At 69.6% G+C, this 20,938-nt stretch carries 15 protein-coding genes; 9 read left to right on the forward strand and 6 right to left on the reverse strand.

The genetic code is table 11. From position 1 onward, the window contains the following. Positions 1 to 16: 16 nt before the first annotated feature. Positions 17 to 1,540 (reverse strand): ATP-binding protein, encoded by a 1,524-nt coding sequence (locus tag ACTT8P_RS25050; RefSeq protein WP_442833990.1) that lies wholly within the window; start codon positions 1,538 to 1,540, stop codon positions 17 to 19. A gap of 14 nt (positions 1,541 to 1,554) precedes the next feature. Continuing rightward, complete coding sequence (locus tag ACTT8P_RS25055) at positions 1,555 to 5,799, reverse strand: tetratricopeptide repeat protein (protein ID WP_442833991.1); 4,245 nt, start codon at positions 5,797 to 5,799, stop codon at positions 1,555 to 1,557. 651 nt (positions 5,800 to 6,450) lie between these two features. Here ACTT8P_RS25055 and ACTT8P_RS25060 point away from each other — a divergent pair. The 3 genes from ACTT8P_RS25060 (at position 6,451) to ACTT8P_RS25070 (ending at position 8,716) form a co-directional block, all read left to right on the forward strand. Continuing rightward, complete coding sequence (locus tag ACTT8P_RS25060) at positions 6,451 to 6,654, forward strand: cold-shock protein (protein WP_073934532.1); 204 nt, start codon at positions 6,451 to 6,453, stop codon at positions 6,652 to 6,654. 183 nt (positions 6,655 to 6,837) lie between these two features. After that, entirely contained in the window at positions 6,838 to 8,289 is a 1,452-nt protein-coding gene (locus ACTT8P_RS25065; RefSeq protein WP_442833992.1) for a DEAD/DEAH box helicase, read from the forward strand. Positions 8,290 to 8,401: 112 nt separating this feature from the next. After that, the gene (locus ACTT8P_RS25070; RefSeq protein ID WP_442833993.1) at positions 8,402 to 8,716 is read left to right on the forward strand and encodes an SCO5918 family protein; all 315 of its coding nucleotides are present in this window, start codon (positions 8,402 to 8,404) and stop codon (positions 8,714 to 8,716) included. 80 nt (positions 8,717 to 8,796) lie between these two features. On the opposite strand, the gene ACTT8P_RS25075 is transcribed toward ACTT8P_RS25070, so the two are convergent. After that, positions 8,797 to 9,135: a MerR family transcriptional regulator gene (locus ACTT8P_RS25075; protein WP_442833994.1), complete on the reverse strand. Its 339-nt coding sequence runs from the start codon at positions 9,133 to 9,135 to the stop codon at positions 8,797 to 8,799. Between the two features lie 517 nt (positions 9,136 to 9,652). Between ACTT8P_RS25075 and ACTT8P_RS25080 the strand changes: the two genes are divergently transcribed. The 3 genes from ACTT8P_RS25080 to ACTT8P_RS25090 all read left to right on the forward strand — a co-directional run bounded on the left by ACTT8P_RS25080 (position 9,653) and on the right by ACTT8P_RS25090 (position 12,173). Continuing rightward, positions 9,653 to 10,606, forward strand: a complete 954-nt coding sequence (locus ACTT8P_RS25080; RefSeq protein ID WP_442833995.1) for a glycoside hydrolase family 11 protein — start codon at positions 9,653 to 9,655, stop codon at positions 10,604 to 10,606. A 14-nt stretch (positions 10,607 to 10,620) separates the two neighbouring features. Then, positions 10,621 to 11,598 carry a polysaccharide deacetylase family protein gene (locus ACTT8P_RS25085; RefSeq protein ID WP_442833996.1) on the forward strand — a complete coding sequence of 326 codons (978 nt, stop codon included), beginning with the start codon at positions 10,621 to 10,623 and terminating at the stop codon, positions 11,596 to 11,598. A gap of 65 nt (positions 11,599 to 11,663) precedes the next feature. Beyond that, on the forward strand, positions 11,664 to 12,173 hold the full coding sequence (locus ACTT8P_RS25090) for a glutathione peroxidase (protein WP_442833997.1): 510 nt from the start codon (positions 11,664 to 11,666) through the stop codon (positions 12,171 to 12,173). 83 nt (positions 12,174 to 12,256) lie between these two features. On the opposite strand, the gene ACTT8P_RS25095 is transcribed toward ACTT8P_RS25090, so the two are convergent. From ACTT8P_RS25095 to ACTT8P_RS25105, 3 genes are all read right to left on the reverse strand, one after another. After that, positions 12,257 to 12,448, reverse strand: a complete 192-nt coding sequence (locus ACTT8P_RS25095; RefSeq protein ID WP_442833998.1) for a DUF397 domain-containing protein — start codon at positions 12,446 to 12,448, stop codon at positions 12,257 to 12,259. Positions 12,449 to 12,622: 174 nt separating this feature from the next. Next, entirely contained in the window at positions 12,623 to 13,480 is an 858-nt protein-coding gene (locus ACTT8P_RS25100) for a helix-turn-helix domain-containing protein (protein WP_442833999.1), read from the reverse strand. A gap of 342 nt (positions 13,481 to 13,822) precedes the next feature. Next, positions 13,823 to 14,578: a GOLPH3/VPS74 family protein gene (locus ACTT8P_RS25105; protein WP_361156573.1), complete on the reverse strand. Its 756-nt coding sequence runs from the start codon at positions 14,576 to 14,578 to the stop codon at positions 13,823 to 13,825. A 222-nt stretch (positions 14,579 to 14,800) separates the two neighbouring features. Between ACTT8P_RS25105 and ACTT8P_RS25110 the strand changes: the two genes are divergently transcribed. From ACTT8P_RS25110 to ACTT8P_RS25120, 3 genes are all read left to right on the forward strand, one after another. After that, on the forward strand, positions 14,801 to 17,131 hold the full coding sequence (locus ACTT8P_RS25110; RefSeq protein WP_442834000.1) for a D-alanyl-D-alanine carboxypeptidase: 2,331 nt from the start codon (positions 14,801 to 14,803) through the stop codon (positions 17,129 to 17,131). 173 nt (positions 17,132 to 17,304) lie between these two features. Next, positions 17,305 to 19,137 carry an MFS transporter gene (locus tag ACTT8P_RS25115; protein ID WP_442834001.1) on the forward strand — a complete coding sequence of 611 codons (1,833 nt, stop codon included), beginning with the start codon at positions 17,305 to 17,307 and terminating at the stop codon, positions 19,135 to 19,137. Positions 19,138 to 19,302: 165 nt separating this feature from the next. Beyond that, a complete protein-coding gene (locus ACTT8P_RS25120) occupies positions 19,303 to 20,898 on the forward strand; it encodes a sodium:solute symporter family protein (protein ID WP_442834002.1) in 1,596 nt (531 codons plus the stop codon). The last annotated feature ends 40 nt before the right edge of the window (positions 20,899 to 20,938 follow it).

The following is a 20,938-nucleotide window of genomic DNA, read 5'->3' on the forward strand; positions in this document are numbered from 1 at the left end:
GATCAGGTCGGCTTTCTCAGGCCTTGTTGTCCAGCATCTCCATGATCTCGTCGCAGTAGACCTGGAAGGCGCGCTGTTCCACCGTGGTCACCACGGACATCCGGTTGTGCACCATGGGGTTGCGCACCTTCGCCAGGAGGGTGAACCGCTCGTTCCAGTAGTTCTTGTCCTTCTTCAGGAACGGTCCGAACAGGTCCCAGTGCGATGCCATCAGGTCGTACAGGTCCCTCGGGTAGGTGAAGTCCAGGATGCGGGTGGATCCTCGGGCGCCGAAGGACCGCAGTTCTCGGGCCTTGAGCTCCTCGCAGTGATCGAGCATGGCGACCAGCTTGGGGCGGACTTTGCGCAGCCCGGTGGGCCAGTCGGTGCCGTACCTGTCCTCGAAGACGGACTCGATCAGGTCGCGGACCCGCCGCTCCACGGTCATCCAGTTGTCCCAGTGGCCCAGCTTCCGCCCGATCAGTACGAGGAACTGCTGGAAGTCGTCGGAGAAGGCCCGGTATCCGCCCTCCCGTACCCTGATCAGCCCTTGCTGCAGCAGGGACTGGGCGTCGTCCGGGGTGACGACGAGTTGCGGGCCGAGGATCACCTCCAGCAGCGCGCGCAGCCGGCCGTCCGCGCGCAGTAACTCTTCGAGATCGCGGTAGTAGTACTGGAACTCGGCGGGCAGCGCGGGAGCCAGCCCGTCGAGCGCGTCCAGGAGGCGCACCGGGCCGCCTCGAGCGGCACTGCACACCCGGTCCAGGAGCACGCTCGCCAGATAGGGGTGGCCACCGGTCAGGTCGTCCAGTCTCGCGACGGCTCGGCTGCCCGGGTCGTCATCCGGATCCGGCGAGGCGCCCGGCACCCGGGAGGTGAGAGCGCCCAGTTCGGCGGTGTCGAAGCAGGTCAGGAACAGGGAGCGGAAGATCCCCGGGAAAGTGGACTCGTCGGGGTCGGCCATGTCGACGATCTCGCGGAGTTCCCGCCGGGACGTGGTGACCAGGCCGATGTTCCAGTCCAGGTTGTAGGCGATCTCCCGGAGGGCCTGGAACGTGCCCGGCTCGGTCTTGAACACGTCGCGGGCCGCGTCGAACTCGTCCAGGATCAGCACGACCCGCCATCCGCGCCGGCGTACCAGGCGGAGGAATTCCTGGGTCTCGCTCTGCGCCTGGGCCCAGGGAAGACCGGGCTCCACGGCCCTGTGGTAGGCGTCCGCGGTCCGCCGGTCGATCTCGGCCGACCGCTCGGTCAGGGCGTCCCAGACGTCGTCGGACAGTCTGCGGAACACCTGCTGCACTCCGGCCTGGGTCCGTACGTTCATCCATACCGGCAGCAGCTGGGGGAACGCCACCCGGGCCTCGGGGCGCATGAAGACGTGGTAGGCCAGACTGGACTTGCCGATCCGCGGCGGACCGATGATGGCGGTGGCGCCGGCGGTCGGCTGGGACAGGACCCGCTCCCGCAGGACCTCGATGGGGCCGGAGCGGCCCACGTGCCCGTCGCCGTGGACGGGATGCCCGACGGTGGCGAAGGGATTGTTGGACGTTCTCTGTGCCATGTCTGCCACGGCCGCTACGCCTTCCTGTGCCAGAGCCATTCCGCGAACAGCCCCACCTTGATCCGGTAGCGGTCCTCGGACTCGCGCACGACCACGTCGCGGCGCAGCAGGTCTTCGATGACGCGGGGGCCTTCGGGTAGTTCGCGGGCCTTGCGGCCGTCGAGGTGGAGGTCTCGCCGGTGTCCCGTCAGGCTGCCTTTGAGGACCGCCAGTATGGTCTCGTCCGACAGGTCGCTGACGTCCGCGTCACCGGGAGTGAGGAGATTGTCGAACTGCTCCTGCAGCAGCGCCCGGTCCCCGCTGACCAGCGCCGCCGCGACGTTGTCCACGTCGGCGGGACCGATCAGCGGCTGGCGTTCGACGTTCATGTGGTGGACGAGGCGGTTGCAGAACAGCTGGATGTAGTAGGGGCTCCGGGCGGTCAGTTCGATGACCCGCTGGACGGAATCGCCGCGATAGCGGCTCTCGCCGTTGTCCAGGGCGATCGGTTCGGTGATCAGTGCCTTGGCGGGCCCCCCGTCGAGATAGGACACCGGCTCCTGCCGGGCCACCTGGAACTCGTTGGGGTACGCCTTGAGGAAGCGGGGCATCAGGTCGTTGCCCACCACCACGCTGCTGAACAGCTTGCTCTCCAGCATGGCCTTCCAGGACTTCATGAACTCCCGCGGGAGATCGCCGCGCTCGATGGCACCGTAGAGGACGGTGAACTCGTCCAGCAGCAGCACCATCCGCCAGCCCCGGTAGGCGTCACTGCGGTGCATTCGCCGCAGGATGTCCCGCATGTAGTCGTCGAAGTGGATCTGCGGCGAGCCGCTGTCGATGAACTCCCGCAGCACGGGCCGGGGGAGGTCCAGTCCCGGGAGCCCGGCGTCCTCCAAGTCCTCCAGGCGCCGGTAGAAGGCGTTCGAGATCTTGTACAGCAGGCCGGCGTGCGTCAGGTTGGTGGCGAGTTCGCCCATGCTGAACTTCGCGGCCAGCACGGGCGGTTTGAGTGCCTGTTGCAGATGGTGCAGGACCGACGACTTTCCGACGCGTTTCTGCCCGTAGATCACCACGCACTTGGCGTCGGCCCGCTCCAGGGAGTCCACGAGAATCTGGATCAGCGGTCCACGGCCGTAGAACATCTGCTCGTCCTCGACGGGAGCGCCCTCGGCGTACGGGTTGCGGATCGGTTTCCAGTCCTGCGAGTCGTTCAGTCGCAGGGGCAGCGTCCGCGGTTCGGTGACGACGCGCCGGTCGGAGCGGACCATGAACTCCAGGCTGTAGTGGAGCGTCAGGACTTGCTCGGCCACGGCCCGGGGCGTCACCACCAGCGGGAGCGTGCAGGTCTCGGTCTGTTCGTCGCGCAGGCTGTGAGCGACCGGTATGGGCTCGGCCACCGGCTGGTAGTCGTCCGTGTTGTCCAGTACCCGCAGCATCACGTCGACGGCGGGGCTGCGCCGGGGCAGGTTCTTGACGCTGAGCTGTACGTGGATGGTGAACGCGGCGCTGGGCGCGTAGCTGGACAGCACCTGGGTCACTTCGAGATCGGTCGGTTCGGCGGCCCGCTGGACATCCGCGAAGTGGCCGGCGAGCGCCTGGTCCAGCTTGGTCAGCAGCGGTACCAGGTATTCCAGGCTCAGCCGGGTCGGATACGCCTCGATGGTGGCGACCAGCTCCCGCACGGCGGTGCGGATCTTGGACTCCAGCCGTTCCTGTTCCAGGTACGAGGGCTGGTCCAGGTAACCGTGGATGTCGGCCAGGGTGGTGGCCACCTTCTTGAGGCGGTCGATGTCGAGGGGTGTGCTGGGCGCCAGGCCCCTGGCGCGCTCCAGCAGTTGCTGGTCCTCGGCCAGGGCGCCCAGAGGTTCGCTGCGATTCAGCGGCAACTGGAGCGACTGACGCTGTGCGTCCAGCTCTTGGCGCAGCTTGCGCAGTGCCTCCTGCCACAGCTCCGCGTAACCGTCGTGCGCGCCCGACGGCTCGGTCTCACCCAAGTAGTCGCACAGTTGCCGGAACAGGATGTCTCTGATGGGGGCGACTCGGAACGTACGGGAGACGATCTCGCGCCGTACCCGGTCGGAGCCGTTGGTCATCAGGCTGAGCAGGCCGAACGTCAGTGGTTTGTGCAGGCTTTCGTCCTCCAGGACCCACTGGAGCGACTTCTCGAACGTCGGGCGGGATTCCGGCTGCGGCCAGTCGGGGTCGAGGTACGACCGGACGAACTGCTTCACCTTCAACTCGCCCATGTCGTCCCACCCGCCCAGTGCCACCGCTTCGGCGTAGTAGGTGCGGGTGACGTCTCCGTGCCGGCGCTCGGCCGTGCAGAGGTCGCCCATGGCCGCGCCGAAGCTCCGCAGCGACTTGTGGAAACGGCCGTCCTCGGACTGGTTGAGATCTCGCAGGATGCGCGCCACCGACAGGTTGTAGGCGGCGCGGTCGGCGGATCTCCGCGATCCGAGGGTGCGGATGAGATCGTCGAGTTCCTGAACGTCCCGCTCGCTCAGGGTTCCTTCCTGGACACGTGCCGGGTTGACTCCGGCGTACTCGCAGCGGTCCAGGTGGAGCAGGAGGATGGGACTGATCGAACCGGGCTGTTCGGGCTTCCAGTCGCTCTTGGCGAGGAGCTGGTCGATCTTGTCCCAGATGCCTGATCGTTCGGCCTTCTCGACCTCTTCCCAGAGGCTGCGGAACTCCGGGTTCCGGGGACCGTGGTTGAGCAGGCGCTGTACCGCTCCCTTGGCCCGCTCGGCGTCCCGAAGCCTTCGGTACAGCACGATCAGGCGCTTCAGCAGGCCGGTCCGGGTCTGCTTGGAGTGCTCCCGCTTCAGGAGCACCTCCAGAAGGCGAGCCGCTTCGTCCCAGTTGCCCTTGTCGCTCAGGATCGTGATGATCATGTTCTGGTGCGGCAGGATGTCCTGGACGACGACACTCGGGTCCCGCAGCAGTTCGAGCGCCTCGTCACTGCGCTTGTAGCGGTGCAGCCCCCAGGCCAGGCTGCGTCGGGCCCGTTCGTTGTTCGGGTCCTCCGTCAGGGCCTGCCGGTACAGCTGCTCGGCTTTCGGCCAGTCCTTTTCCTGGGTGTCGGCATGCTGTGCCCGCACATATGCCGAACGGCGGTGCCGGGGCACCTGCGACTGGGCGGTGCGCTTCGACGGCGGGACGGCCGGTATTCGCGCGACCTTCTCGCGCTGGACGATTGCCGCGATCTCCATCAGTTCGGCATGACCGGGGTGGCTCGCCAAGGCGTTCTGCGCGATCTTCAGCGCGGCGCCGAGGTTTCCCTGATTGAGCTGATTGCGTGCGGCCGCCACATGGAGCTGAGGCTCCTTCGGCCCGGCGGTCCGCTCCGTCCCGCCGTCTGTCCCTCCTGCCCCTCCTGTCCCGCCAGTCCCGCCTGTCCCGCCACCTGTTCTGCCGCCGGGCTTCGCCTGGGGCTCAGGAGCATGGTGCGAGGCCGGCTCCGGAACGGGGCCGGGCCTGCCGCTCTGGGACGGGTGCGCGCGCGGGGTGGTGACCGCCGCCGCTTGCCGGGTCTCCGGTGGCGCAGCGAGGGGCCGCTCCCCGGTGCCCGGGTCGAGGACTTCCAGGACCCGGCGCAGGTCGTCGGGCGACGGTGCCGAGGAGTTCAGCAACGGTTCCAGCGGTGCGGCCAGTTCCGGGGGAGAGAGCCGGGAGACGAGATAGAGACCGGCCCGGGTGGCCACCCGCCGGTGGACGGGGTTCTCCTCTACGGCGGCTCCGAGCGCCGACGCCGCCGTGCGCGCGTCGCCCTCATGCAGCACCAGGGACAGGAACAGCCGCAGCAGTTCATCGTCGGTGTGACCGGCGGGGCTCAGCCTCAGGGCTTCGCCGAGTGCCGCCACCGCCTCTCGGCCACGGCCGTTTCGGATGCGCAGCACCGCCAGGTCCCAGGCGTAGCGGTCGCCGCAGGACACGGCCTCCGCCATCCATGCCTCGGCCTGGTGTCGGGCTGCTTCCGAGTCGACCCGGTCGAGAAGCAACAGGGCGGCGAGGTGGAACGCCGGCGGGTAGTCGCACGCCGCCGCGGCCGCGGCCAGGTCGCGTATCGCCCCCGGCGCACGTGACGGTTCGCCCAGCCTCCGGGCCGACTCCAGGCGATTCTTGGCCCGGTTGATATGGCCTTCGATTTCTTTGACCTCGGTGTACCCCAGTTCCATCGAGGAATCGAGCGCGAACACCGGTGCGGTCAGCCGAGCCTGCCCCATGTCCATCGCGAACTCGCCTTCCAGCGCGCCCCACGCGGCGGACAGCACCACGGGCTCGGGTTCGGGCGGGGGCGGGGGTACGGGGGGTTCCGGTGGAGCGGGTCTCGCGACCGGCGCAGGCGGGCTCATGGCCTCAAGCTGCTCGATCGCGGTGGCTCGCAGCAGGGTGGGCCCTTTGTCGGTGACGAGCACCAGGCTGTCGGTTCCGACCGCCTCCAGACGCCCCCGAGCAGACCGCCCCCCGGCGAGATAAATCACGACATCCGTACCCACGGGGTACCACTGTTGGATCATCCCCAAGTCCACAGGAACACCATAGCCGAGGTCACACCCGGAGTAACCAGGAAAATGCACATCCGTGAACCGGCCGCGGAACAGGCGCCGACCCGCCCGGCCGGAACGGCATCCGCGGCAGCGCCACGGAACTACGCCGCGCACCAGGTGCCAGCCGCGCGGGCACGGAAATCTGTATCCGCGGGGGGAGGGTTTGCCGAATTTCGCGGGCAGTTTTCATGGGGCGACGGGCCGAGTGTAATTACTCAACACGCATGGTCCGGCGCAACGTGCTACTGTCGATCTCAGTTGCAGTTGTGGTTCCCGCATTCCTTTTGGTACCGGTGCTTTTTCCGGGCAGGGTGATCATCGCGGCGACGTGGTATTCGCGGAGTGCGGATACTGATTCACCCCGAAGGAGAAAAAGACATGGCTACTGGCACCGTGAAGTGGTTCAACGCGGAAAAGGGCTTCGGCTTCATCGAGCAGGACGGTGGCGGCGCCGACGTGTTCGCCCACTACTCGAACATCTCTGCCCAGGGCTTCCGTGAGCTGCTCGAGGGCCAGAAGGTGAGCTTCGACATCGCGCAGGGGCAGAAGGGCCCGACGGCCGAGAACATCGTCCTCGCCTGACGCCTGCGCGTATTCGTAGCTGGGGCCCGCATCCTTCGGGGTGCGGGCCCCAGCTGCATTTTCAGGGTTTTCAGCTGCGTTCCATTCGGCTCGTTCTTGCGATTCTTCATGCCGCTTTCCAGGTCATGCGGGGATTCCTTGATATGTGCCGCACCGCAATCAAGGAAGCAAGGAAGGTTCCGTATGAACCATGCACGTCCCACCCAACGGTTCCGTTCGACGAGTTCGACGAGTTCGGCGAGTTCACGTAGTTCGGCGGGGGCGCGGCGGCGGCCCGCCGCGCCCCAAGGCGAGTTCGCGCTGCCCAGGACGGTCACCCCGGCGTTGCCCGCCGTGGACGCTTTCGCCGATCTCGACATGCCCGCCGCGCTGCTGGCCGCGCTCGGGTCGCAGGGCGTCACCGTGCCGTTCCCCATCCAGGCGGCGACGCTGCCCAACTCGCTGGCCGGGCGGGACGTACTCGGCCGGGGCCGTACCGGTTCCGGCAAGACCCTCGCCTTCGGGCTGGCCCTGCTGGCCCGTACCGCCGGTCGCCGTGCCGAGGCCCGGCAGCCGCTCGGGCTGGTCCTGGTGCCGACGCGGGAGCTGGCGCAGCAGGTCACCGACGCGCTCACGCCGTATGCCCGAGCGGTGCGGCTGCGGCTGGCCACCGTGGTGGGCGGCGTGTCGATCGGCCGGCAGGCGAGCGCGCTGCGCGGCGGGGTCGAGATCGTCGTCGCCACGCCCGGACGGCTCAAGGACCTCATCGAGCGCGGCGACTGCCGCCTCGACCAGGTCGCTGTCACCGTCCTCGACGAGGCCGACCAGATGGCCGACATGGGCTTCATGCCGCAGGTCACCGCGCTGCTCGACCAGGTGCGCCGGGACGGTCAGCGGATGCTGTTCTCCGCCACCCTCGACCGCAACGTCGATCTGCTCGTCCGCCGTTACCTGAGCGACCCCGTCGTGCACTCCGTCGACCCGTCGGCCGGGGCGGTGACGACGATGGAGCACCACGTGCTGCACGTGCACGGCGCCGACAAGCACGCGGCCACCACCGAGATCGCCGCCCGCGACGGCCGGGTGCTCATGTTCCTGGACACCAAGCACGCCGTCGACCGCCTCACCGAGCACCTCCTGAACAGCGGGGTCCGGGCCGCCGCCCTGCACGGCGGCAAGTCGCAGCCGCAGCGCACCCGGACGCTGACGCAGTTCAAGAGCGGGCACGTCAGCGTGCTGGTGGCGACCAACGTCGCCGCGCGCGGCATCCACGTCGACAGTCTCGACCTCGTCGTCAACGTCGATCCGCCGACCGACCACAAGGACTACCTGCACCGCGGCGGCCGTACCGCCCGGGCCGGTGAGTCCGGAAGCGTCGTCACCCTGGTCACCCCGAGTCAGCGCCGGGCCATGAGCCGGCTGATGGCGACGGCCGGCATCGTGCCGCAGACCACTCAGGTGCGGGCCGGCGCGGAGGCCCTGCACCGGATCACCGGCGCCCAGGCGCCGTCCGGCGTCCCGGTCGTCATCACCGCGCCGGCCGCACCCGAACGGCCGGGGCGCGGTTCCGGGTCCCGCGGCCGGCGCCGCCCCGCTTCGGCGGCCCGGCGGGCGGCGTCCGCGCGGCGCTCCGCCACCGGCACGGCAGCGGCCTAGGCGCCGGCACCGGCGGCCGGGGGCCCGGCCCGTGGTCGACGGACACGGCAGCGCGCCGGGCGTGCTCGCCCGCACCCACTGAACCCCCGTCTTCTTTTCTCTGTGAGGCATCATGCGCTGTGTCATCGCACGCTTCCCGTTCGAGCTCACCAAGGAACGCGTGCTGGAAGCGATGAAGGGCGTCAAGCCCGAGCCGGTCAACGGCGACTACGTGATCGTCGGGCGGCGGCACTACCCCGTCAAGCAGGTCGGCCAGGTCGTCACCCGGCAGGACCGCCGCGACTTCAGCAGCGGCGAGGTGCTCCGGGCCATGACGCAGCTCGGCTTCACCTGCCGTACCGCGCCCGCGCCCACGGCCGCGGTCGCCAGGATCGTCGACCCGCTCCAGCGGGCCTCCGCGATGCTCGGCATCACGCGTTCCGTCTGATCCCCGGGCGGTTGTCCTGATCACTGGGCGACTGTCCCGATCCCCGGACGGTCGCCCCGATCCCCGGGCGGTCGTCCGGGTCAGGCGTCCGGCCCGCGGCCGGCTCCGGCGGTACGGCTGCGCAGTTCCTCGTTGATGCGCCGGGCCTCTTCGAGCTGGTCCTCCAGGATGATGATGCGGCAGGCCGCCTCGATGGCGGTGCCCTGGTCGACCATCTCGCGGGCCCGTGCGGCGATGCGCAGCTGGTAGCGGGAGTAGCGACGGTGACCGCCTTCCGAGCGCAGCGGCGTGATCAGCCGGGCTTCCCCGAGGGCGCGCAGGAAGGCGGGCGTGGTGCCCAGCATCTCCGCGGCCCGTCCCATGGTGTAGGCGGGGTAGTCGTCGTCGTCGATTCGGTCGAGCGGTGTGTCTGCGGTCATCTGCACCTCTGAGGGACCTTCGGGTCTTCGTTTGGAACACGCGTGCGGAACACGCGTCCACGGGACACGCGTCGAGGGGCCTTGGTGCCGTACGGCACCAAGGCCCCTAGGGATTTCTAACACCATCGGCCGACCTACTGCGGTACCGGCCTGACTTTTCCGTGCTGTTGCCTGACCGTGGGACCACCTTCCGTTCCGGGGCCGACTTCTCGGTAGTACTGCGGTCCTGCGTACGTACTGCATGCGGGCAGTTCATCTCTGCCACGCCTCACTGACTTCTGGCTACAGCACATACGTTAGCCCTGTGATCGAGGAATGTCTACAGCAGCCACAGTAGGTTTTCTATCGAAACATTCGGTCGGGAAGGGCGATGGCAGATGGATCACCGGGGTGCGATCGGTCGATCATCGCCCTGATGTCGCCTTACAGCACCGCCAAGCAGCCATCGAATGTTTCGGTGAAGGTGCCGAAACCGAAACTATTGACAGTTGACGAGGGCACCTCAAAACTGCCCGGCATGAGACATCGCTTCCGGTTATTCATCAGCGTGCTCTGCGCCGCCGTACTGGCCGCCATGGCGCCCGGTACCGCGCACGCCGACACGGTCGTCACCACCAACCAGACCGGCACGGACAACGGGTACTACTACTCGTTCTGGACGGACGCCCAGGGCACCGTCTCCATGAACCTCGGCTCCGGCGGGAACTACAGCACCTCCTGGTCCAACACCGGCAACTTCGTCGCCGGCAAGGGCTGGAGCAACGGCGGGCGCCGGGCCGTGACCTACTCGGGCACCTTCAACCCGTCCGGCAACGCCTACCTGGCGCTCTACGGATGGACGTCGAACCCGCTCGTCGAGTACTACATCGTCGACAACTGGGGGACGTACCGGCCCACCGGCACCTTCATGGGGACCGTCAGCAGTGACGGCGGTACCTACGACATCTACCGGACGACGCGGTACAACGCGCCGTCCGTCGAGGGCACCCGCACCTTCGACCAGTACTGGAGTGTGCGGCAGTCCAAGCGGACCGGCGGGACCATCACCACCGGCAACCACTTCGACGCGTGGGCCCGCGCCGGGATGCCGCTGGGCAGCTTCAGCTACTACATGATCATGGCGACCGAGGGCTACCAGAGCAGCGGCAGCTCCAACATCACCGTGGGCGGCACCGACTCGGGCGGCGGAGGCGGGGGCGGCAGTACCGGGTGCAGCGCCACGCTCTCCGCCGGACAGCAGTGGAGCGACCGGTACAACCTCGACGTCGCCGTCTCCGGCTCCAGCGCCTGGACCGTCACCATGAAGGTCCCGGCACCGGCCAAGGTGCTCTCCACCTGGAACACCGACGCGGCCTACCCCGACGCCCAGACCCTCACCGCCAAACCCAACGGCAGCGGCAACACCTTCGGCGTCACCGTCCAGCACAACGGCAACTGGACCTGGCCGACCGTCTCGTGCGCCGCGAGCTGACCGAGGAGTCCGAGATGATGCTGTCCTTGCGTTCCCTCCTCGTCCGGGCCGTCGTTCTCGCGGTGGCCGCCGCGGGCACGCTCGCCGTCCAGTCCGCCGCCGCACCGGCCCGCGCCGCCGCCTGCACCGGGTACGTCGGGCTGACCTTCGACGACGGTCCGTCCGCTTCCACGCCCGCGCTGCTCAGCGCGCTGCGGCAGAACGGGCTGCGGGCCACCATGTTCAACCAGGGCCAGTACGCCGCCGCCAGCCCGGCCCAGGTCAAGGCACAGGTCGACGCCGGCATGTGGGTCGGCAACCACAGCTACACCCACCCGCATCTGACCCAGCTCGGCCAGGCCCAGGTCGACTCCGAACTCGCCCGCACCCAGCAGGCGATCGCCGGCGCGGGCGGCGGTACGCCGGTGCTGTTCCGGCCGCCGTACGGCGAGACCAACGCGACCGTGCGGTCGGTGGCGGCCAAGTACGGGCTGACCGAGGTCATCTGGGACGTCGACTCGCAGGACTGGAACGGCGCCAGTACCGACGCCATCGTCCAGGCGGCCGGCCGGCTCACCGACGGCCAGGTCATCCTCATGCACGACTGGCCCGCCAACACGCTCGCCGCGATTCCGCGGATCGCCCAGGGCCTCGCCGCCCGCGGACTGTGCGCCGGCATGATCTCGCCGGCGACCGGGCGGGCCGTGGCACCGTCCGACGGCGGAGGCGGAGGCGGCGGCGGGGGTGCCGCGTGCAGCGCCACGCTCTCCGCCGGGCAGCAGTGGAGCGACCGGTACAACCTCAACGTCGCCGTCTCCGGCGCCGGCGCCTGGACCGTGACGATGAACGTTCCCGCCCCGGCCAAGGTGCTCTCCACCTGGAACGTCACCGCCGCCTACCCCAGCGCCCAGGTCCTGACCGCCCGGCCCAACGGCAGTGGCAACACCTTCGGCGTCACCATCCAGCACAATGGCAACTGGACCTGGCCGACCGTGTCCTGCGCGGCCGGCTGAACCAGCGGGCCCGCACCGGGTACGCGGTCGCCCGGTGCGGGCCCGGCACCCTCTAGCATCCGGACATGACTACTGACATCGACACCTCTTCCTCCCCGCTCGGCGTCGAGATCGGCGCGCTCCAGGGCGGTTCCGCGGATCTCGGGCAGTACGCCGGGCAGGTCGTGCTCGTGGTGAACGTCGCCTCCAAGTGCGGGCTGACGCCGCAGTACTCCGGTCTGGAGCGGCTGCACGAGCGGTACGCGGAGCGGGGCTTCACCGTGCTCGGCGTGCCCTGCAACCAGTTCATGGGCCAGGAGCCCGGCAGCGCCGAGGAGATCGCCGAGTTCTGCTCGGCCACGTACGGGGTGACCTTCCCGATGACGGAGAAGGCCGAGGTGAACGGGGCGGGGCGGCATCCGCTGTACGAGCGGCTGGTCGGGTTCGCCGACGCGGACGGGCACCGCGGGGACATCCGGTGGAACTTCGAGAAGTTCCTGATCGGCCGGGACGGGGAGGTCGTCGCGCGGTTCGCGCCGCAGGCCGAGCCGGAGGCGGCGGAGGTGGTGGCGGCCGTCGAGGCGCAGCTGGCCTGACGTCCGGGCCGCCCGGGCACGAGCCGAGCCCCCTCGGCAAGGTCGGCGCACTGGTCGAGAGGGCTCCGCGCGTACTGCGTGCGTCAGTGCTTGACCGACGACACGAAGGCCGACCAGGCGTTCGTGGGGAAGGCCAGCGCCGGGCCGGCCGGGACCTTGGAGTCACGGACCAGCAGTGCCGCCACGACGGGGGACTTCACCTCGACGCACGCGCCGTTCCCCCCGGAGTAGGAGGACTTGGTCCACGCGTCGGTGACGCCCTGAAGAATTGCCATTTTTCCGCTCCGGTTGCGAGTTGTGATCGTTGGCGTGATCGACGCTACTCGCCGCGCTCCCCATACGGAGCAGTCGTTCACCCGACCGGATGGCATATTCCAGGTGAGTCTTCCAGTTCGGCCTGTCCGGGGTGTACGATCCCCGCCGCCTTGTGGGTCGGGGCCGCCGCGGACTCAGCGGGCGTACTCCTTCGCCACGTGCTCGATGCGCCGGCGGGACTCCTCCACGTTCAGCGCCTGCGCCCGCAAGTGCTCGTACATCACCGTGTACTTCTGCACATCGTGCGCCTTCTCCAGATACAGGTCGCTGGTCACGCCCTCGATGTAGACCACGCTGGAGTCGGCGGCGTCGGCGAACTCCAGGATCGAGTACTGGCCGTTGACGCCGGGGTGCGCGCCGACGTCGAACGGCAGCACCTGCACCGTGATGTGCGGCTGCTGCGACATCTCCGCGACGTGCTCCAGCTGCTCCCGCATCACCTGCGGACCGCCCACCACCCGGCGCAGACACGCCTCGTCCAGCACCACCCACAGCCGCAGCGGGCCGTTCTCGGAGTGGATGCGCTCCTGACGCCTTATCCGGACGTTCACCCGCTTCTCGACGTCGGCGGCCGGGCTCTCCGGCAGCGCGCCCTGGATCAGCGCCTCGGCGTACGTACGGGTCTGGAGCAGGCCGGTGATGATCTGCGGTTCGTAGGTGCGCAGTGACTCCGCGTCGGTCTCCAGGCCGATGTAGACGCTGTACGGGATGTCGCCGAACGCGTGCCACCAGCCCTGCTGGCGGGAGTCCTTGGCCATCTGCATCAGCGAATCGACGATGCGCTGGTCCTCGACCTCGTAGACCCCGCACAGATCACGGACGTCGCGCTGGCTGATGCTGCGCCGGCCGTTCTCCAGGCGGCTGATCTTCGACTGCGACACCAGCAGCCGCTCCGCCACCTCCTCGGCGGTCATGCCCTTCACCTCGCGGAGCCGGCGCAGTTCCTGGCCGAGCCGGCGCCGCCGGACGGTGGGATTCACATTGGACGCCACGGGACGTGCACCTCCGGCTGCGTGCGTCTTGCCTGCCACTTGCGACTTTGCGTATCTGCTGTTGAGCAGACTGCCACCAAGGTGCGTGCTGCCGCTGGGAAACGATCGATATGCGCCGCGCATGCGGCCGCGCGGGGCGGCGGGACCGGGTCGTCGTCCGGACGTCCGGTCCTGTCGCCCCGCGCGGCCAGCGGCTCCCGGACCGGTCTCGGGGACTGTGGTGCGGCGGCTCGGGTGGTGCGGGTGGTGCTCGGGTGGTGCTCGGGTGGTGCGGGTGTACGGGTGGTGCGCCGGTAGTGCTGGTCGTGCCTGTGGTGCCTGTGGTGCCTGTGGTGCCGGGGCTCAGTGGGCCGCGGCGCGCGCCATGGGGCCACGGCGCGGTTGCGACGGAACACCGCGGGCGGGTTCCGGCGCGGGTCCGGCTCCGGGGGCGGCCTGGCGGCCGGCCGGGGCCGGGCTGCGGCGCGGCTGGACCGCGACGCCGTTCTGGACGTCCATCACGGCGTGCGCCACGAGGCCGCCCATCGGGTCGTGCCGGATCAGATCCCGGAGCCGGGAGCGGGAGGACCGCCCCTCGTTGCCGGGATAGAGGTGCTTGCCGAGCCCGACCGCGTGCGCCAGTGCGGCGAGCGCCGCGGTCCGCGGGTCCGGCGGTACGCCGGTGCGGATCGCGGAGTCCAGCCGGGCCCTGATCTCCCGGCTGATCTCGTTGTCGGTCGCCTGATAGCGAGTCGTCGGCAGCACCCCGCACATCTGACCGGCCACGGCATGCACCATGCCGCACCGCTCCAGATGCGAAAGGTAGGTCTGGCGGAGCCCCAGCCGGGGTCCGCCGATCCAGTTCACCGCGCGTACCGGGGCGCCACGCCTTCGCAGCAACTCCAACGCGCAGTCCAAGGTCGGATCTCCAGTCGGCCGTGGTGCCACCACGGCGATACGATCCCCGTCTGGGGCTATCCGTCCGGCCAACGCCAGCTCGACGAGCTGCGCTCCGGCCAGGCCGAGGTCGAGCGACTGCGGCTGTGCAGTGGTACCCGTGGCCGGGTCCAATGCCAGCAGCAGAAGCTCCTCCGGAAGTGTTCTGCGGCTCCTGCCCATCCATGCCTCCCCGCGTGGATGACAGACAGGGTGACCCCTCTCACATTGGTCTGTCGAGAGTGCGTGACCGCTTCGTAAGGGAACCGGCAGGTATGTCGTTCTCGTCTACCGGTTCGGTCAAGCCCGTACACAGGACACTGGTACATGGTTCGGACAGCGCCTGCGGGCGGTGTCCCGGGCGGCGGTTCACGGTTCGGTACGCGCACGCGGGGCGTGCGGCGCATGGAGGAGGCATCGGTGGCGGGCGAGTCCCCCGACAGGTCGAAGCAGCGCGAGTCGTCGGCAGAACGGACGTCGGGGAGCGGGGGTCCGGTTCCCGGCGCCCGGACGGAGGACGGCACCGAGGAGGCGCGTGATCCGCGGCTGGCGGTGACGCGGGAGGCGGCGGAGACGCGGCGCGCCGCGGGGCAGGGCTCGGGACCGGGCGGTGGTGCCGATACGGCGACGCGGGTGCGGCCGGCTCCGGCGGACGCGGCGGACTCGGATGCCGAGGGCGCCGAGGACCCCGAGGACACCGGGAGCGGCACCGAGGGTGATGGGCGGCTGCGCGAGGCGGTGGCCGCGTGGGTGCGGTCGGCCGACGCCGACGAGGAGCCGACGGACGCCGATGCCGGGCCGGACGACGCCGCCGAGAGCGCGGACGAGGACGTGACCGAGGGCACGGAAGGCCCCCAGAAGGACGACGAGGCTCCCAGGGGGCCTGCGGACGCCGTTGACGACCCCGGGGCGGGCTCCGGCGCGTCCGAGGGCGCACAGGGGCGTGCGGAGGGCTCCGCCGGGGCCGGCTCCGGCGACGACACCGCGACCGACTCCGAGACGGACGACGACACCGAGTCCGAGTCCGAGTCCAAGTCCGAGTCCGGCAACGACGCGGAGTCCGGTGACGCCGACGCCGCGGGCGGTGACGACACCGCCGCCTCCTCCCCCGCCAAGGACGAAGACCAGCCCAAGAAGCCGGACGCGGACACGGACGAGGACGCAGACGACGTACCCCAGTCCCCGGACCAGCCCACCGCCGTCTTCAAGGCACCCCGGCCCGCCGCGCCCCCCGTCGACCAGCCCACCACCATGCTCAAGCTGGGCGGCAAGCAGGACGAGAAGGGCGAGAAGGACAAGGCGGGCGAGGCCCTCGCCGAGCGGACCAGCAGGTTCGTCGCGCTCAAGCCGCTGGACGACCCGGCGCCGAAGCCGGTGCCGAAGCCCGCGCCCGCCGCCGAGGGCTTCGAGCGGACCCGGCAGCAGCCGCTGCCGCCCAAGCCGCCGCTGGATCTGCTGGCGGAGCTGACCAACACCCCGCCGCCGCCGGAGACACCGCTGCGCACCACCTGGCGGCGGGTCAAGATCTGGACGCCGCTGGTCCTGCTGCTGGTGATCGTGTTCGCGGTCGTACAGGCCGTGCGCCCGCTGCCGACGCCCACGCTCCAGCTCACCGCGCAGCAGACCGTCTCCTTCGAGGGCGACAAGCCCTCGGTGCCCTGGCCCACCCAGGGCCAGGCGGCCATGGACGTGAACGGCATCGGCAGCTTCGGCACCTCCGGCGACCAGAAGCCCGTACCGATCGCGAGCATCGCCAAGGTCATGACGGTGTACCTGATCCTGCGCGACCACCCGCTGAAGACCGGCGACAAGGGCCCGAAGATCACCGTCGACGCGGCCGCGCAGAAGCACTACGAGACCGGCAAGGCCGCCAGCGAGTCGGTGGTGAAGGTCACCGAGGGCCAGAAGATCACCGAGTACGAGGCGCTCCAGGCGGTCATGCTGCCGTCCGCCAACAACGTCGCCAAGCTGCTGGCCCGCTGGGACACCGGCAGCAGCTCCGAGGACGAGTTCGTCGCGAAGATGAACAAGACCGCGAAGGAGCTGGGGATGACGAACACCACGTACACCGACCCCAGCGGCCTGGACAAGACGACCGTGTCCACCGCCGCGGACCTGGTGAAGCTGGGCCGGGCGGCGATGGAGAACCCGGTCTTCAAGGAGATCTCCAAGCAGCCCAGCTACGTCGACCTCAACGGCGAGACGCAGACGAACTTCTTCGGGCTGGTGCCGACCGTGGCCATCGGCATCAAGACCGGCACCACCACCGCGGCCGGCGGCAACATCCTGTTCGCCGCGGAGAAGAACGTCGGCGGCAAGACCCAGACGATCATCGGCGCGGCCCTCGGCCAGTACGGGCAGAACGGCACCGCCAACATCGACGAGGTCACCAGCGTCGTACGGGGGCTGATCGAGTCGGGGCAGGACGCGCTCACCGCGAAGACGATCGTGAAGAAGGGCGATGTCGTCGGGCAGGTCGACGACGGCCTGGGCGGCACCACCCCGGTCGTCGCCACCAAGGACGTCTCCGCCGTCGGCTGGTCCGGCCTGACCGTGAAGCTGGAGCTGGACGAGCCGAGCGACGGCTCGGTGCCGCACACCGCGCAGGCCGGCACCAAGGTGGGCACGCTCACCGTCGGCGACGGCAGCAGCGCCGAGACCATCGAGGTCCCGGTCGCGCTCAAGGACGATCTCGCGGAACCCGCGCTCACCGCGAAGCTGACCCGTATCGGCTGACCCCGCCGCGTCTCCACCGCACCTTCACGCACCCCGCCCGGCAGTCGCTGGGCGGGGTGCGTGCTAGCGTCACGAAACGGGCAAGGTGGCCGGTCGGAACAGCGCGGGCGTGAACCGCACGGGAACGGGACGCGGCCGAGATCAGAAGACCGGGACACGGGGAGTGCCTTCAGGTGGCCACTGCGGAGCCGACACGCGCCGACGACGCCGATCCGGGCCCGGGAAGCGGTCCGCGAATACCCGTCCCGGCACCGGACGGACCGGAGCGGCCGAGGGCGTCCCGCGCGGCCGCCCTGCGCGAGTGGCCGCTGCGCCACCCCGTCCTCTTCGTCACCGCCCTCTCCGGGGTGCTGCACGTCGTCTGGTTCTTCACATTCGCGAACAGTGGCGGTGATCTCGCCGCGCAGGACGCGTGGGCGGAGTTCGTCGGCCGGCACCCGGACTCGGCGTACAACCTCGCCTGGTACGGCGGGATGCACCCGGTGTCGTACAGCGTGGTGTCGCCGTATCTGATGTCCGTGCTCGGGGTGCGGACCACGATGATGATCGCGGGGACCGTCTCCGCCGGGCTGCTGACGATGGTGCTGCTGCGCGGCCGGGTGGTGCGCAACCCGCTGTGGGCGGCGCTCGCGGGCGTGTACGCGCTGCTGTGCAACGCGGCGTCGGGGCGGGTGACCTTCGGGCTCGGCACGATGTTCGGGCTGGGCGCGGTGGCGGTGGTCTTCTGCTGGCCGTACCGGTGGCGGTACAAGCGCTGGGCGAAGGCGCTGTGCGCGGCGCCGCTGGCCGCGCTGGCGACCATGGCCTCACCGGTGGCGGGTCTGTTCGTCGGGCTGGTGGCCGTCGCGCTGTTCCTCCAGAAGCGGCGGCCGGGTGCCTGGGCGCTGGGGCTGGCGCCGGCCGCGGTGGTGGCGCTGTCGTCGTGGCTGTTCCCGTTCTCGGGGACGCAGCCGATGTCGTTCGGCTCGGCGGTGCTGCCGATGGTCTACGCGGCGCTGGTCTTCCTGCTGGTGCCGGGCACCTGGACGACGGTGCGGATCACGTCCGCGGTGTACGGGCTGTCGGTGCTGCTGGTGTGGCTGATCAGCTCGCAGATCGGGTCCAACATCACGCGGCTGCCGATGCTGTTCGCGGGGGTGGCGCTGGCCGCCGCCCTGCCGTTCACGGTGCCGCGCACCCGCAAGTGGTACGCGGTGCTCGTCGCCCTGACCGGTTTCGTCACCTGGATCGGCTACAAGTCGGTCGACGACGTGGTGCACACCACGCCGGCCGCGTCCTGGGCGCGGGAGCTGGCGCCGCTGGTCAACGAGTTGCAGGAGGTCGGCGCGTACCGGGGTCGGGTGGAGGTGGTACCGGCCCGCTCGCACCGGGAGGCGTCCGCGCTGGCCCCGTATGTGAACCTGGCGCGCGGCTGGAACCGGCAGGCCGACATGGAGCGCAATCCGCTCTTCTACGACGACACGCTCAACTCGGCCAACTACAACGAGTGGCTGAAGCGCTGGGCGGTGCACTTCGTGGTGCTGCCGAAGGACGAGCCGGACGGGGACGGCGGCGAGCGGGAACGGGAGCTGGTGCAGCGCGGGCTGCCGTATCTGAAGCAGGTCTGGGGCGACGCGAACTGGCAGCTGTTCGAGGTGGCCGAGCCGGCGCCGCTGGCCGAGCCCGGCGCCGAGGTGCTGCGGGCCGAGCAGGGCGAGTGGACGATCCGGGTCGAGGAGGCCGGGCGGATCCTGGTGCGGATCCCGTACTCGCCGTGGCTGAGCATCGTCGACGCCAAGGGCAAGAGCCTGAAGGCGCCGCAGGAGACCGAGGCGTCGAAGAACCGGGCGGACGGCGAGGAGAAGACGTACGAGAACGTCGACGGCTGTCTGATGGAGACGGCCGAGGACGCCGACGGCGACAAGTGGACGGTGCTGCTCGCGCCGAAGGCGGGCACCTACCGGCTGGCGGCTCCGTACCAGTTCCCGCGGGGTACGCAGTGCCCCGAGGAGTGGCGCGAGGAGTAGCGGCGGGCGCTCAGTCGCCGCCCAGTCGTCGTTCAGGTGAGTGAACAGTGACCAACAGGCCGAACTTTTTTACGTGCTCTTGACTTTCCCCTTCCTTGTCGTGTCCTAGTCACCGCACTCACGATGAGCGGGCCGTTCACAAGGCGGACCCTGGAAAGGGGGCACATGAACAGTCTCGACTGGGCCGTGCTCATCGGCTACTTCGCCGTGATGGTCGCCATCGGCGTCTGGTCGCACAAGCGCGTCGACAGCGTCAGCGACTTCTTCACGGCGGGCGGCAAGATGCCGTGGTGGCTCTCCGGTATCTCCCACCACATGTCGGGCTACAGCGCGGTGATGTTCACCGGATACGCGGGCATCGCCTACACCTACGGGGTCACGTCCTTCGTGACCTGGTCCTTCCCCATCGCACTGGGCATCGCCATCGGGTCGAAGCTGTTCGCGCCCCGTATCAACCGGCTGCGCTCACGACTCCATGTGGCCTCCCCGCTGGAGTATCTGAAGAACCGGTACAACCTCCAGACGCAGCAGGCGCTGGCCTGGTCCGGCATGCTGCTGAAGATCGTGGACGTCGGCGCGAAGTGGGCGGCCATCGCCACCCTGCTGTCGGTGTTCACCGGGATCAGCCTCAACCAGGGCATTCTCATCACCGGCGTGATCACCGGTATCTACTGCACGATCGGCGGGCTGTGGGCCGACGCGCTGACCGAACTGGGCCAGTTCATCATCCAGTTGCTGGCCGGCGTCGCGATGTTCGTGGCGGTCGTGCTGGAACTCGGCGACCACGGCGGCTTCTTCGGCGTCTGGGACGAGCCGGCCCTCCAGGGCCACGGGAAACCGCTGGTCGGCCCGTACGGCACGGTGTTCCTGCTCGCGTTCCTCTTCATCAAGCTGTTCGAGTACAACGGCGGCATGCTCAACCAGGCGCAGCGCTACATGGCGACCCGCGACGCCCGGGAGGCGGAGCGGTCGGCCCGGCTGTCGGCGGTCCTGTGGCTGGTGTGGCCGGTGGTGCTGTTCTTCCCGATGTGGATGTCACCGCTGCTGGTCGAGTCGCAGAAGCCGGACGGGTCCGACTCCTACGGCCTGATGACCGAACAGCTGCTGCCGCACGGTCTGCTGGGCCTGGTCATCGTCGGCTTCTTCTCGCACACCATGGCCATGTGCTCCTCGGACGCCAACGCCATCGCCGCGGTCTTCACCCGGGACGTGGCGCCGGTGCTGTCGAAGCGGGCGCGCAGTTGGGACCAGCGGTCCGGACTGCTGGCGGCGCGGGTGACGACGGTGCTCTTCCTCGGTCTGTCGATGGCGGTGGCGACCCAGGTCAACTCGCCCACCTTCAAGGACATCATCACCGTCGTGATCAAGTGGGTGGCCGGGCTGATGGGCCCGATCGCGATCCCGATGATGCTCGGTCTGCTGCGGCCCTTCCGCCGCTCGGGCCCGACCGCGGCGCTCACCAGCTGGGCGCTGGGGCTGCTGGCCTTCTGGCTGGTCAACTACCCGATCAACTGGGCCGTCGAGGGCGGTGTCCCGCTCGAGTACCAGGTGTCGATCCCGCTGGCCGTCTCGCTGGTGCTGTACATCCTGATCGGCTTCGTCAAGCCGGAGGACACTCCGGAGCGGCTCGCGGTCATCGAGACGGTGAACACGGACGGGGGCGGCACCGCGGCGGCGGTCCCGGTTCCGGCTCCGGCTCCGGCTCCGGCTCCGGCGGACGGGACGGAGGACACGGCCGGCCGTACCCCGGTCAAGGACTGAACCGCTATGGCGACGGCCCCGCTTCCGGTCGGAAGCGGGG

The sequence above is a fragment of the Streptomyces sp. JW3 genome, from assembly GCF_052216785.1.
Classification (GTDB): domain Bacteria; phylum Actinomycetota; class Actinomycetes; order Streptomycetales; family Streptomycetaceae; genus Streptomyces.